The 14,028-nt window shown below is 63.4% G+C and carries 15 protein-coding genes; 12 read left to right on the top strand and 3 right to left on the bottom strand.

The features are described 5' to 3' along the window. Positions 1–2 precede the first annotated feature (2 nt). From kdsA to ftsB, 3 genes are all read left to right on the top strand, one after another. Positions 3–857, top strand: a complete 855-nt coding sequence (gene kdsA, locus AB870_RS08130) for a 3-deoxy-8-phosphooctulonate synthase (protein WP_047907615.1) — start codon at positions 3–5, stop codon at positions 855–857. A 414-nt stretch (positions 858–1,271) separates the two neighbouring features. Further along, positions 1,272–2,555: a phosphopyruvate hydratase gene (gene eno / locus AB870_RS08135; RefSeq protein ID WP_047907616.1), complete on the top strand. Its 1,284-nt coding sequence runs from the start codon at positions 1,272–1,274 to the stop codon at positions 2,553–2,555. 73 nt (positions 2,556–2,628) lie between these two features. Next, a complete protein-coding gene (gene ftsB, locus AB870_RS08140; RefSeq protein WP_047907617.1) occupies positions 2,629–3,054 on the top strand; it encodes a cell division protein FtsB in 426 nt (141 codons plus the stop codon). A 113-nt stretch (positions 3,055–3,167) separates the two neighbouring features. Here the strand turns inward: ftsB and AB870_RS08145 are convergent, their stop codons facing one another. The 3 genes from AB870_RS08145 to AB870_RS08155 form a co-directional block, all read right to left on the bottom strand. After that, positions 3,168–3,620, bottom strand: a complete 453-nt coding sequence (locus AB870_RS08145) for a hypothetical protein (RefSeq protein ID WP_157112275.1) — start codon at positions 3,618–3,620, stop codon at positions 3,168–3,170. A gap of 7 nt (positions 3,621–3,627) precedes the next feature. After that, positions 3,628–4,563 (bottom strand): Hsp33 family molecular chaperone HslO, encoded by a 936-nt coding sequence (gene hslO, locus AB870_RS08150; RefSeq protein ID WP_047908968.1) that lies wholly within the window; start codon positions 4,561–4,563, stop codon positions 3,628–3,630. 325 nt (positions 4,564–4,888) lie between these two features. Continuing rightward, positions 4,889–5,413 carry a gamma carbonic anhydrase family protein gene (locus tag AB870_RS08155; protein WP_047907619.1) on the bottom strand — a complete coding sequence of 175 codons (525 nt, stop codon included), beginning with the start codon at positions 5,411–5,413 and terminating at the stop codon, positions 4,889–4,891. A 49-nt stretch (positions 5,414–5,462) separates the two neighbouring features. On the opposite strand from AB870_RS08155, the gene AB870_RS08160 reads away from it, so the two are divergent. The 9 genes from AB870_RS08160 (at position 5,463) to bamC (ending at position 14,026) form a co-directional block, all read left to right on the top strand. Next, positions 5,463–6,449, top strand: a complete 987-nt coding sequence (locus AB870_RS08160; protein ID WP_084663452.1) for a ferritin-like domain-containing protein — start codon at positions 5,463–5,465, stop codon at positions 6,447–6,449. Positions 6,450–6,662: 213 nt separating this feature from the next. Beyond that, entirely contained in the window at positions 6,663–7,553 is an 891-nt protein-coding gene (locus AB870_RS08165; RefSeq protein WP_047907620.1) for an alpha/beta fold hydrolase, read from the top strand. A gap of 264 nt (positions 7,554–7,817) precedes the next feature. Further along, positions 7,818–8,651 carry a 3',5'-nucleoside bisphosphate phosphatase gene (locus AB870_RS08170; protein WP_047907621.1) on the top strand — a complete coding sequence of 278 codons (834 nt, stop codon included), beginning with the start codon at positions 7,818–7,820 and terminating at the stop codon, positions 8,649–8,651. 12 nt (positions 8,652–8,663) lie between these two features. Then, on the top strand, positions 8,664–9,290 hold the full coding sequence (locus AB870_RS08175; RefSeq protein ID WP_047907622.1) for an L-threonylcarbamoyladenylate synthase: 627 nt from the start codon (positions 8,664–8,666) through the stop codon (positions 9,288–9,290). A gap of 92 nt (positions 9,291–9,382) precedes the next feature. Beyond that, entirely contained in the window at positions 9,383–10,048 is a 666-nt protein-coding gene (locus AB870_RS08180; protein ID WP_047907623.1) for a site-2 protease family protein, read from the top strand. Between the two features lie 25 nt (positions 10,049–10,073). Next, a complete protein-coding gene (locus tag AB870_RS08185; protein ID WP_047907624.1) occupies positions 10,074–11,276 on the top strand; it encodes a tryptophan--tRNA ligase in 1,203 nt (400 codons plus the stop codon). Further along, entirely contained in the window at positions 11,273–11,872 is a 600-nt protein-coding gene (locus AB870_RS08190) for a class I SAM-dependent methyltransferase (protein ID WP_047907625.1), read from the top strand. The genes AB870_RS08185 and AB870_RS08190 overlap by 4 nt, the downstream gene beginning before the upstream one ends. 42 nt (positions 11,873–11,914) lie before the next feature. Next, entirely contained in the window at positions 11,915–12,832 is a 918-nt protein-coding gene (gene dapA / locus AB870_RS08195) for a 4-hydroxy-tetrahydrodipicolinate synthase (RefSeq protein WP_047907626.1), read from the top strand. A gap of 51 nt (positions 12,833–12,883) precedes the next feature. Beyond that, a complete protein-coding gene (bamC, locus tag AB870_RS08200) occupies positions 12,884–14,026 on the top strand; it encodes an outer membrane protein assembly factor BamC (protein WP_047907627.1) in 1,143 nt (380 codons plus the stop codon). The last annotated feature ends 2 nt before the right edge of the window (positions 14,027–14,028 follow it).

A 14,028-nucleotide genomic window follows, 5' to 3' on the forward strand; every position in this document is an offset into this window, starting at 1 on the left:
CCATGAAACTGTGCGGTTTCGATGTTGGCCTGGACAAGCCGTTTTTCCTGATCGCGGGTACCTGTGTCGTCGAGTCGGAGCAAATGACGATCGACGTTGCAGGTCAACTCAAGGAAATCACGGCTGCGCTTGGCATCCCGTTCATCTACAAGTCGTCGTTCGACAAGGCGAATCGCAGCTCGGGCAAGTCGTATCGCGGTCCGGGCCGCGAGCAAGGGCTGAAGATTCTTGAGGAAGTGCGCCGCCAGCTTGGCGTGCCGGTCCTCACGGACGTGCATACCGAAGAGGACGTGGCCGTGGCGGCACCGATCGTCGACGTGCTGCAGACGCCGGCCTTCCTGTGCCGCCAGACCGATTTCATCCGTGCCTGTGCCCAGTCGGGCAAGCCGGTGAACATCAAGAAGGGTCAGTTTCTCGCACCGCACGACATGATCAACGTCATCGACAAGGCCCGCCACGCCGCGCGCGAAGCCGGTCTGCCCGATGACCTGTTCATGGCTTGCGAACGGGGCGTCTCGTTCGGCTACAACAATCTTGTCTCGGACATGCGCTCGTTGGCGATCATGCGCGAGACCGGTGCTCCGGTCGTGTTCGATGCCACGCACTCGGTGCAGTTGCCCGGCGGTCAGGGCACCAGCTCGGGCGGTCAGCGCGAGTTTGTGCCGGTGCTCTCGCGCGCGGCGGTGGCCGTGGGCGTTTCGGGCCTGTTCATGGAGACACATCCGGATCCGGCGTGCGCGCTCTCGGATGGCCCGAATGCCGTGCCGCTCGGGCGCATGCGAGAGCTGCTCACCACGCTCAAGACCATTGACGCAGCGGTGAAGCAGGGCGAGTTCCTGGAAAATAATTTCAACTGAAATGAGACACGCCGTCCTGGGGCCACTATCAGCACGCCCACAGGACGGGTATAGCGCTCGGACGCCTTGGCAGCACCGCGTCGAGTCGTTAAGCTTGTCGCGCAGCGGTTCTCAATGGCCGCCGCGAGGGCGAGTACCCGAGGAGATGCCCGCGTGCCGTACGCCGAGCGCACCGTCGACATCGATGTTATCCCACAGGCCGCCGTGCCTCATTTCGAGGCGCCGTTGTTCCCCCGTCCACGTATTGCCCCGCCGGTGCGCGCACACGATGCGCAGCATCGGTACCCACGTCAGGATTCGGCACGCTGCCGCTTCGAGTTCGGCGTCCGGCGTGCGAGCGGCAGATCACGGACGGGATGGCGGCGCGAAGCAGGTTCCCTTTAGCGTTTTTGTCTTATAGATACCGAGGAATACATGAGTGCAATCGTAGATATCATCGGGCGCGAAGTGCTGGACTCGCGCGGCAATCCGACGGTCGAGTGCGACGTGCTGCTGGAGTCGGGGGTGATGGGCCGCGCGGCAGTGCCGTCGGGCGCGTCGACCGGCTCGCGTGAAGCGATCGAACTGCGTGACGGCGACAAGTCGCGCTACCTTGGCAAGGGGGTGCAGAAAGCTGTCGAGCACATCAATACCGAAATTTCGGAAGCCATCATGGGCCTGGATGCCGCCGAGCAGGCCTTCCTGGACAAGACCCTGATCGAACTCGACGGCACCGACAACAAGTCGCGTCTTGGCGCGAACGCCATGCTGGCCGTGTCGATGGCAGTTGCGAAGGCTGCGGCCGAAGAGGCGGGCCTGCCGCTGTACCGCTACTTCGGCGGCTCGGGCGCGATGCAAATGCCGGTGCCGATGATGAACATCGTCAACGGCGGCGCCCACGCCAACAACAGCCTCGACATCCAGGAATTCATGGTGATGCCGGTCGGTCAGTCGAGCTTCCGTGAGGCTCTGCGCTGCGGTGCCGAGATCTTCCACGCGCTCAAGAAGCTGATTGCCGACAAGGGCATGAGCACGGCCGTGGGCGACGAAGGCGGTTTCGCACCGAACTTCGCCTCGAACGAGGAATGCCTCACGACGATCCAGCAAGCCGTGGAGAACGCCGGCTACCGCCTGGGCGACGACGTGCTGCTCGCACTCGACTGCGCATCGACGGAATTCTTCAAGAACGGCAAGTACGAACTCGCGGGCGAAGGCCTGTCGCTGAGTTCGGAAGAGTTCGCCGACTACCTGGCGAATCTGTGCGACAAGTTCCCGATCGTCTCGATCGAAGACGGCATGTCGGAAGACGACTGGGCCGGCTGGAAGATCCTGACGGACAAGCTGGGCAAGAAGGTGCAACTGGTTGGCGACGATCTGTTCGTGACCAACACGAAGATCCTGAAGCAAGGTATCGAGCAAGGCGTGGCCAACTCGATCCTCATCAAGATCAACCAGATCGGCACGCTGACCGAGACTTTCGCTGCTATCGAAATGGCCAAGCGTGCGGGTTACACGGCTGTGGTGTCACACCGTTCGGGCGAAACCGAGGATTCGACGATTGCCGATATCGCGGTGGGCACCAACGCCGGTCAGATCAAGACCGGTTCGCTCTCGCGTAGCGACCGTATCGCCAAGTACAACCAGTTGCTGCGCATCGAAGAGGATCTCGGCGATATCGCTTCGTATCCGGGCAAGGAAACGTTCTACAATCTGCGCTAATTCCGTTTCCCCGGGAAGTTAGGGTCTGATTTCGGACAGCAGAGACTTCCCGGAATTCTTGCCAGGCGAAAGCATGCGAATGGTGACCTTGGTACTGGTGCTGCTCTTGGTGGTCATCCAGTATCCGCTCTGGTTCGGCCACGGTGGTTGGTTGTACGTGCACGAACTGCGCGACGAGCTGAGCGCCGAACAGCAGAAGAACGAGCAGTTGAAGGAACGTAATGATCGCCTTGCCGGCGAAGTGCAGGATTTGCAGGACGGCACGGCAGCGATCGAAGAACGTGCTCGTTTCGAACTGGGCATGGTCAAGGACGGCGAGTTGTTCGTGCAATTCGTGGGTGCAGATGGCGCAAGCGCTCCGCAAGGGGCGTCCGGTGCTGATGCACCGCTCGTCTCATCGACCGAACCGGCCCATAAGACGGTAGCTGCCGCGCCGCCGCCACCGCCGCCGCAGTCCAAGGGGCGGGCGCAGGCGGGGCACAAGACGCAGCGTCACTGATCTGATCGCGGCGCGCCGACGCCGGCAATCACGCGAACGAGTGCGGTAGAACGAGAAAGGCGCTCCCTTGGGGGAACGCCTTTTGCATTGGGGCCGGCTTGCCGCGGCGTCGCTCAGAAGCCGACGCTCACACCCACGCCCGAACGCGGACCATACCACCCCGGGCCATACCAACCGGGACCATACCACCCCGGACCATACCAACCGGGTCCGCCCCAGCCACCGTAAAAGTAGGTATTACCGTTGTAGCTGCGAATGGCGTCGTCCAGCGCCCGCTGGGCGCGTTCGCGCTCGATGGCGGTTTCCTGCTCGTCGTAGATGCGTTTGTTCAGGCGCGTCAGGTCCTGCTTTTGCGCGTCCGTCATGACGGGTGTGCCGTCCTGACCTTGCATGGTTTGCGGCAAACGCGCCGACGGCGCGTCGGGCGGCGGCAGTCGAAGCTGCGCGCAACCGGTGGCGAGCGTCAGCGCGAACAGGCAGAGCGTGCCAATGACCACACGAACCGAAGCGCCGCGTGGCCGCAGCGCGAGCGGGTGAGAAAGCGCGTGGGATGAGAGTCGGGACATGGAACGATCAGTGCTGTCCGGCCGGCGCGGCGTGCGGCGGTTCCGTGAAGAGCTGCGCGGCGTCCACCTTGTCGAACTGGTATGTCTGGCGACAGAACTCGCATGCGACTTCCACGTTCGGACGCTCGTCGAACACGCTCATGACTTCGGCTTCGCCCAGCGTGCGCAACATATTGGCCACGCGCTCGCGCGAACAGGTGCAGCGAAACGCCGTCGGCTGTGGATCGAACACGCGCACCGTTTCTTCCCAGAACAAACGATGCAGCATCGTCTCGCGGTCGGTGCTCAGCATTTCGTCGCGCTTGAGCGTGTTGCCGAGTTGGCAGACGCGATTCCACGTGTCTTCATCCTCTTCCGGCGCGTGCTCGGCGCCGCTGCCGGCCGTGCCCCCATGTCCCGGCAGCTTTTGCAGCAGTATGCCGACAGCATGGGTTTCGTCCGACGCCAGCCACAGACGTGTATCGAGCTGTTCCGAGTGATGCATGTAGTGCTCCAGGACCGACGCCATGTCGGGCAGTGGACCATGCTCGTCCGACAGCGGCACCACGCCCTGATAGGGCTGCTGACCCGGTTGCTTGACACGGGGATCGAGCGTGATGGCGAAATGCGCACGGCCATTGACGTTGACCAGCGACTTAAGCGTGCTGTCGTCGGCAATCTCGCCACTGTACTTGGCCGTTGCACGCATCGTGAGGTCGGCGTTGCATTCGACGACGGCCATGGTGACGGGGCCGTCGCCATGCAGTTGCAGAACGAGCGCGCCGTCGAACTTGACGTTTGCGGTGAGGAGGGCGGCGGCCGCCATCATTTCACCGAGCAGATGGCGCACGGGTGCCGGATAGTCATGACGCTCCAGCACGGCGCGCCAGGTGGCGTCGAGGCTGACGTACTCACCGCGCACGGGCGCGGCGTCGAACATGAATTTCTGAAGTTGGTCGGACACGGTCGAATTCCTGAAAAATGCGGCAACGGCGGTCGGTGCGGCCGGCCCGGCAAGACGAAGCGGCGCTGGCGGGCTGAACGGCGAAGGGGCGGAAACGCGGAAATGCGAAAGCGCGAGCAAGCGAGCGAGCCGAGCTTGAAAGCTGTACGCCGTGCGCACAAATCGTCGGCCATTCGTTCGTTTCTGCGAGTCCTGCCCTACACACGAGCCGAGGTTTGGCGCGTCAATGCAGCACTATCTGGGGGCGCGCGCCGCATTTTCAACACGTCGGCGGCACCGCGCGCACTGTACCCGCACCGCTTGCGCGCGCGCCGCCGGCCGTGCGTTAGCCGATGCGCACCAACTGTTCCTTGAACACCTTCCGGCGTGTGGCATAAATGGCGGCGTTACGCTTGAGGTTGGCGACTTCCTCATCCGTCAGTTCGCGCACGACCTTGGCCGGCGCGCCAAGGATCAGCGAACGGTCCGGAAACGTCTTGCGCTCCGTCACCAGCGCGCCCGCGCCCACCAGGCTGTCACGTCCGATGACGGCGCCATTGAGCAGTACGGCCTGAATGCCGATCAGCGAGTTTTCGCCGACCGTGCAGCCATGCAGCATGGCCTGGTGGCCGACGCTCACGCCACCGGCCAGCGTAAGCGGATAGCCCGGGTCGGCGTGCAACACCGCGCCCTCCTGCACATTGGTGCCCGTGCCGATACGGATCGGCTCGTTGTCGCCGCGAATCGCCACCCCCGGCCACACACTGCTGTTCTCGGCGAGTATCACCTCACCGATGATGGTGGCGGTGTCGGCCACGAAAGCACTCTCGTGGATCTGCGGGGTCTTGTCTCCAAGTTTATAGATCGGCATGGCGGCTTCGGTTCGCGGTTAAAATCGACGAAACCGTTATTGTAACGTCATGGTCGATTCCACTACCGCCCTCGGCGCCCACACCGCAGGCAATGTCCCGAACGCCGTCCGAAATTCGGGCGCCGACGCCGGTGCCGGCGTACCCCCTCAAGCCACACAGGCAAACCCGTTCCCTGCTTGCGCCCGCGAGCGCGCGCGCGAACTCCTGCGAATTTGCGATCCGTACGAGAAGGCAGCGGGTGTCTCGGCGCTGCGCGACTGCGTGCGCAAGGGCGGTGCGTACTGGTATCCCGAGCGCCGGTTCGTGTTGACGGGCGCAGCGCACGGGACGGACGAAGCGCGCGGGCAGGGCGATGCGAACGCGTTCGAAGCAGGCATTCCCGGACGTCCGGCGGCGCCTGTGCTGGTATCGCCGCGCGAACTGAAGCAGCGGGCGGTGACGACGACCGAGGGCCGGGCCGCCTTGCTGCACGCGCTCACGCACATCGAATTCAATGCCATCAATCTCGCGCTCGACGCGTTGTGGCGTTTCGACGGCCTGCCGGTCGCATATTACGACGACTGGCTCCAGGTCGCGGCCGAAGAGGCCTATCACTTTTCCTTGCTGGCAGCGCACCTGAAGACGCTGGGCGACGACTATGCCTACGGCTGCTTTCCTGCCCATGACGGCCTGTGGGACATGGCGCGGCGCACGTCCGGCGACTGGCTGGCGCGTCTTGCCTTGGTGCCGCGTACGCTGGAGGCGCGTGGACTCGACGCCAGTCCGCCCATCAGGGCGAAACTCGCCAGCGCGGGCGACAAGGACGGGGCGGCGATTCTCGACATTATCCTGCGCGACGAAATCGGTCATGTGGCCATCGGTAATCGATGGTACCGGTGGGGTTGCGAGCGTCTCGGTGTCGAGCCTGTGGCGACCTACGCGCGTCTGGCCGCACAGTACGGCGCGCCGCGACTGCGCGGGCCGTTCAATCTGGCGGCGCGTCGCGCCGCAGGCTTCGATGACGACGAACTCGCCGCGCTTCAGGCGGGCGAGTGACGGGATGAGAAGCGGCCAATGAGCGAGCAATAAGCGGGCAATAAGCGAGGAAGAAGCGAGGAAGAAGCAGGGAAGAAGCGGGCAAGCCGAAATGTCGTGGCGATAGTGTTCGAATTCGCCGCACCGGTTTTTGACGACGCTTCCGGCGCATGCGCGCGGGCCGATATACTCGACGTTCCTCAACCGTTCAGAACTTCATCGTCTGCCGGCATCATGATCGATTCCCGATCCGAGTTTCTGACAGTGCGCGGCCTGCGCCATCACGTTCGCCAATGGGGCACCCCCGGCGCGCCCAAGCTTTTTGCACTGCACGGGTGGATGGACGTGTCGGCGTCGTTCCAGTTCGTCGCTCAAACGCTCGCGCAGCGCTGGCATGTGCTGGCCCCCGACTGGCGGGGCTTTGGCCTCACCGACTGGCCTGTCGCCGACGGCCGCGCCAGCAGCTATTGGTTTCCCGACTACCTTGCCGATCTGGACGCCTTGCTCGACGTCTACGCCGAACCGGGCGAGGCCATCAACCTGATTGGCCACAGCATGGGCGGCAACGTGGCCTGTCTGTACGCGGGCGTGCGGCCCGGCCGTGTGCGGCGTCTGGTGAATCTCGAAGGTTTCGGTCTGCCACCCTCGGCGCCGACAGCGGCGATCCGTCAGCTCAGCCGCTGGCTCGACGACGTGCAGACCGTGCCGACGTTGCGTCCCTACGCGTCGCTCGCCGATGTGGCGGCGCGTCTGCGCAAAACGAACCCGCGCCTCGCGCCGGAGCGCGCGGCGTGGCTCTCGCAGCACTGGGCACGGCAGGCGGACGATGGTCAGTGGCACCTGCTCGCCGACGCTGCCCACAAGATCGCCAATCCCTATCCCTACCGACTCGATGAAGCGATGGCCGTCTGGAGCAACGTGAGCGCCCCGGTGCTGAACGTGGAAGCGACGGATTCGGATGTCCTACAGCATTTTGCGGGGGCGCAGGGCAAGGACGTCTTCCGTGAGCGCTTCGAGGTCTTTCCGAATCTGACGCACGCTTTCGTGCAAGACGCGGGTCATATGCTGCATCACGACCAGCCTGAGGCCGTGGCACGGCTGATCGAGGATTTTTGTCGCGGGTAGCAGGGGCATCGGGACCGGCGGGATCGACTGCATTGACAGCATCGACACGAGACGTCCGTTCCCTGGCTGTCTGGCCGCGGGTGTGCGGGCGATTCGATAAGTGCACGATGCGGGACGACGCAGGCGGCAGCGAGGCGCGGGCAACTCGCGTCGCGTACACTTGAGCGGTAGAATGGAGGCGTCATTACCACGTCATACGCCAGTAAAGCGAAGGCTGCGGGACTGCATAGGTACAGGTCCGGCGGCGCTGCCCGGCGGCTCATCATGCTCAATGCGGATCTTCATTGTCATTCCAGGGTGTCGGACGGCACGCTTTCGCCGTCCGAAGTGGCGCAGGTCGCTTTCGAGGCCGGCGTCGACCTGTGGGCGCTGACGGACCACGACGAGATCGGCGGGCAGCGCGAAGCGCGTGCGGCGGCCGAAGCGCTCGGTATGCGCTACGTTAGCGGCGTCGAAATTTCCATCACGTGGGCGAATCGCACGGTGCATATCGTGGGCCTGAACATCGATCCGGGCAATCCGACCCTGATCGACGGCCTCGCGGCAACGCGTGGCGGCCGCGCGGCGCGGGCGCAGCAGATGAGCGAGCAACTGGCCGCGGCGGGCATCCCCGGGGCTTACGAGGGCGCACTGCGCTTCGTCGGAAACCCCGACCTGATTTCGCGCACGCACTTCGCGCGTTTTCTGGTCGAGATCGGTCAATGTGCATCGGTCTCGGACGTGTTCGCGAAATATCTGTCCGAAGGCCGTCCGGGCTACGTGGCGCATCGCTGGGCCACGCTGGAAGATTCCGTGAAATGGATTCGGGGCGCAGGCGGTATCGCTGTCGTCGCCCACCCGGGGCGCTACAAATTCACACCGCTCGAATTCGGCGCGCTGTTCGATCAGTTCCGCGATCTGGGCGGCGAGGCGATTGAGGTGGTGACCGGCAGCCATACGCCGGAGCAATACCGCGAGTATGCCGATGTCGCGCGTCAGTACGGTTTTCTGGCGTCGCGCGGCTCGGATTTCCATGGACCGACCGAGAGCCGTGCGCTGCTCGGCAAACTGCCTGCGCTGCCCGACGATCTGACTCCGGTCTGGAGCCGCTGGCAGTAACCTTCCGACAACATGTCGCAATTCTTCCAGATCCATCCGGAAAATCCTCAGCCACGTCTCATCAAGCAAGCTGCGCAGATCATCGACAAGGGCGGCATTGTGGCGTTGCCCACCGATTCGAGCTATGCCATTGCCTGTCATATCGACGACAAGCAGGCCGTTGACCGTCTGCGCCGCATTCGCGGTCTGGATGAGAAGCAACTGCTGTCGCTGCTCGTGCGCGACCTGTCCGAGCTGGCGGAATTCGCTATTGTGGACAACCAGCAATACCGGCTGATCAAGGCGACGACCCCGGGGCCGTATGTCTTTATTCTGGAGGCCACCAAGGAAGTGCCGCGACGGCTGTCGCATCCTTCGCGAAAGACCATCGGTCTGCGGGTGCCCGAGCATGCGATAACGCTGGCCTTGCTGGAGGAATTGGGGCAACCGTTGCTCGCCACGACGCTGATTCTTCCCGAGGAAACGGAACCGCTGAACGACCCGGAGGAGATTCGGGAGCGCCTGGAAAAGCAACTCGATCTGGTCATCGATGGCGGGGCGTGTCCGAAGGAGCCTTCGACGGTGGTCGATCTGACGGTCATGCCGCCGGAAGTGCTGCGTCGCGGACGCGGGTCGCTGGCGCCGTTCGGGCTATCCTGAGTTCGCCGCGATCCCGCAATCCTTTGGGTGCCGCTATCTTTGTAAGGACGGGTAATACTGGCGCGCAGGTCTGCTTGTTACAATAGCCGGCTATGAATGCAGACCTGATCCAGACCGTTGCGGTCTACGCGCTTCCCGTCCTCTTCGCGATTACCTTGCACGAGGCCGCGCACGGCTATGTTGCGAAGCATTTCGGCGACCCCACGGCGTTTCTGATGGGGCGTGTCACGCTCAATCCCCTCAAGCACATCGATCCCATCGGTACGATTCTCGTGCCGCTGGCGCTGTATTTCATGACGAGCGGGGCGTTCCTGTTCGGCTATGCCAAGCCGGTGCCAGTGGCGTTCGGCAGTCTGCGCAATCCGCGCATCGATACGATCTGGGTAGCGCTGGCCGGCCCGCTCTGCAACTTCGCCCAGGCGATTCTCTGGGCTTTGCTCGGGCTGGGACTGCAAGTCGCGGGCGTACGCGAGCCGTTCTTCATGATGATGGCGCAGGCGGGCCTCGTGGTGAATCTCGTGATGTGCATGTTCAACCTGTTCCCCGTGCCGCCGCTCGATGGCGGGCGCGTGCTGGTGTCGCTGCTGCCTGCGCGCGCGGCCTACACGCTCTCGCGGGTGGAACCCTACGGCTTCTTCATTGTGATGGCGCTGGTCGTCAGCGGCGTGCTCGGCCGCGTGTGGCTGTGGCCGTTGATTCAGTGGGGGCGTGACGTGATCGTGTGGATGCTCACGCCGCTGCTGTCGCTGGTTTCCTGAAGTTTTTGCAGACGATAACTAGACCATGTACCCCGAACGCGTTTTCTCCGGCATGCGACCGACCGGTCGCCTGCATCTGGGCCATTATCACGGCGTACTCAAGAACTGGATACAGCTTCAGTCGGAGTATCCGTGCTACTTCTGCGTGGTCGACTGGCATGCGCTTACCACGCACTACGAAACGCCGGACGTCATCGAGCAGAACGTATGGGACGTACTGATCGACTGGCTGGCCGCAGGGATCGATCCGAATCAGGCAACGCTCTTCATTCAGAGCAAGGTGCCCGAGCATGCCGAACTGGCGCTGCTCATCGGCATGAGCACGCCGCTGGGCTGGCTCGAACGTGTGCCAACGTACAAGGAACAGATCGAGAAGCTCAAGGAAAAAGATCTGTCGACGTACGGTTTCCTCGGTTATCCGGTGCTCATGGCGGCGGACATTCTGCTGTACCGCGCGCTGCACGTGCCGGTCGGCGAGGATCAGGTGCCGCACGTCGAAATGACGCGCGAAATCGCGCGGCGCTTTAACTATCTCTACGGCCGCGAGGCGGGCTTTGAAGAGAAGGCGCTGGCGGCCGCACGCAAGCTCGGCGGCAAACGCTCGAAGCTTTATCTCGAGTTGCGTAACGCGTATCAGGAGAAGGGCGACGACGAGGCGCTCGAACAGGCGCGTGCCATGCTCTCCGAATCGCAGTCGTTGTCGATGGGCGATCGCGAGCGGCTTTTCGGCTATCTCGAAGGCGCACGCAAGCTCATCCTCGTGGAGCCGCAGGCGTTGCTTACGCCGGCTTCGCGTATGCCGGGCCTCGACGGACAGAAGATGTCGAAGTCGTACAACAACACTATCGGTCTGCGCGAAGACGCGGAATCGATCACCAGGAAGGTGCGCACGATGCCGACGGATCCGGCACGCGTGCGTCGTACGGATCCGGGCGACCCCGACAAGTGCCCGGTGTGGCAACTGCACCAGGTCTACAGCGACGACGACACGCGCGAGTGGGTTCAGAAGGGCTGCCGCAGTGCCGGAATCGGTTGCATCGAGTGCAAGCAGCCGGTCATCGAAGGCATTCTGCGTGAGCAGCAGCCCATGCTCGAGCGTGCGCAAAAGTACATGGACGATCCGTCGTTGTTGCGTGCCATCGTGGCCGACGGCTGCGAGAAGGCCCGCAAGTCGGCGCAGGAAATCATGCGCGATGTCCGCGAGGCCATGGGGCTCCAGTACTCATGACGGACGCTGTCGACGTCTGCGCGGCGCACGGCACCGGCGCACCGTCGCCGTGGCTGGTACGCTGGGCGCATCTGATCGGGCCCGGGGCGCGCGTACTCGATCTGGCGTGCGGTCACGGGCGTCATGCGCGCTGGCTGGCGGCCAGGGGCGCGCACGTCACGGCCGTCGATCGCGATGGGGCTGCCCTTGCCACGATGTCAACGCTGGCCAACGTGACGACGCACGAAGCCGATCTGGAAGGCGCGCCGTGGCCGTTGGCCGCGCAGGCCACGTTCGATGCGGTTGTCGTCACCAATTATCTGCACCGGCCCCTGTTCGGGCGTATCGCTGCAAGCGTTGCGCCGGGCGGTGTCCTCATTTACGAAACCTTTGCGCAGGGAAACGAAAGGTACGGGAAACCGTCCAATCCCGCGTTCCTGCTGGCTCCGGGCGAGTTGCTCGATGTCGCGCGCGAGGCGGGTTTGCGGGTGGCTGCGTTCGAGGACGTCACGATGCCGGCGCCGGGCGCTGCGTGTGTGCAAAGACTGTGCGCCACGCGCGCGGCGACCCCCGGGGAAAACCCCGGCACCGCCGCGCTGTACGAGGCGACAGCGTAATCCGCTACAATCCACCCTTATCGCTGAATTGTTCGATCCAACATGACTACCCAAACCCCGATTCAAGGCAGTATCGTCGCGATTGTCACGCCGATGAAAGAGGACGGCAGCCTTGACCGTGACGCACTGTGCAACCTGATCAACTGGCACGTCGACGAAGGCACGGACGGTATCGTCATCGTGGGCACGTCGGGCGAATCGCCGACGGTCAACGTCGCGGAGCACTGCGAACTCATCGAGATCGCCGTCAAGCAAACGGCCGAAGCCGGCCAGTCGCGCGGTCGCAAGGTGCACGTGATCGCCGGTACCGGCGGCAATTCGACGGCCGAAGCCATCGAGCTCACGAAGCACGCGAAGAAGGTGGGCGCCGATGCGTCGTTGCAGGTTGTGCCTTACTACAACAAGCCGACGCAGGAAGGCCAGTACCAGCATTTCCGCGCCATCGCCGAAGCCGGCGAGCTTCCGGTCATCCTCTATAATGTGCCCGGCCGTACGGTTGCGGACGCCAGCAACGAAACGCTGCTGCGTCTGGCACAGGTGCCGGGCATCATCGGCGTGAAAGACGCCACGGGTAATCTGGATCGCGGCATCGACCTGATCCGGCGCGCCCCAAAGAGCTTCGCCGTGTACAGCGGCGACGACCTGACTGCCGTTGCGCTCATGCTCATGGGCGGTCGGGGTAATATCTCGGTCACCGCCAACGTGGCACCGCGTGCGATGCACGAACTGTGCGCGGCGGCGCTGGCCGGCGACGTGGCAACGGCACGGGAACTGCAATTCAAGTTGTTCGAACTGCATCGCGCCATGTTCGTCGAAGCCAATCCGATCCCCGTGAAATGGGCGCTGCAAAAGATGGGCATGATCGCGTCGGGCATTCGCCTGCCGCTCACGCCGCTGGCGCAGCCGTATCAGGACACGGTGCTCCAAGCCCTCAAGTCGGCCAACATCGCTGTTGTCTAAGCTGTCGTTCAGGCACCCGGGTTCGATTGCCCACCCATTTTTTTGCGACTCATGAAACGAATCGTCAGTAATTCCGTAGCTCGTCCCGTGCTGGCATGGGCCGCTATTGCCTCGTTGGCCCTCGTCGCCGGATGTAGTTCCCTGTCGAGCGCCTTGTCGTCCGACAAGGTCGACTACAAGAGCTCGAAAACCGGCCCCTCGCTGGACGTTCCGCCGGATCTGACGAACGTTCAGGCCGCCGACCGCAAGTACGTGACGCCGGGCGGCACCGCCACGCTGTCGAACTACGAGACGCAGCAAAAGGTCGTGGCAGCCAATCCGACGGATAACGTGCTGCCGAGCGTGCCGGGCATGAAAGTCGTGCGCGACGGCAACGAGCGCTGGCTTGTGATCCAGAAGCCGGCTGGCGATCTTTGGCCGACGCTGCGTGAGTTCTGGCAAGAAAACGGCTTCGTGCTGACGATCGATTCGGCAGATACGGGCGTGATGGAAACCGACTGGGCGGAAAATCGCGCCAAGCTGAATCAGGACATCATCCGCGATCTGCTCGGCAAGGTGCTCGACGGTCTGTATTCGACGGGGGAGCGCGATCGTTTCCGTACCCGTGTCGAACGTGATCCGAACGGCGGCACGGACATTTACATCACACACCGTCGTATGGTGGAAGTGTTCACGAACTCGCAGAAGGACACGACCAAGTGGGAGCCGGCCCCGAACGATCCGGGGCTCGAAGCGATCATGCTGACCAAGCTGATGCAGCGCTTCGGTGCGCAGGCCGACCAGGCCAAGGCTCAGGTGGAAAGCGCCAAGGCGAGCGGTCCGACGAGCCAGGTCGTGAAGACGGCCGATGCGTCTTACCTCGACATCAACGAGCCGTTCGACCGCGCCTGGCGTCGTGTCGGGGTGGCGCTCGATCGCGGTAACTTCACCGTGGACGATCGTGACCGCGCGAAGGGGTTGTATTTCGTGAGCTACGTGGATCCGGCATCGCTGTCGAAGGACAATGGTTTCTTCTACAGCCTGTTCCATGCCAAGGAAGTGCAGGACCAGAAGAAAGCCAAGAAGTACAGCGTCAACGTGCAAGGTCGTGGCGACAACCAGACGCGTGTGCAGGTGCTCGACGACAAGGGTAACGTCGACAACTCGCAGATCGCTCAAACGATCATCAGCGTGATCGGCAACCAGCTCCGTTAAGG

It is taken from the genome of Pandoraea faecigallinarum (genome assembly GCF_001029105.3).
GTDB lineage: Bacteria > Pseudomonadota > Gammaproteobacteria > Burkholderiales > Burkholderiaceae > Pandoraea > Pandoraea faecigallinarum.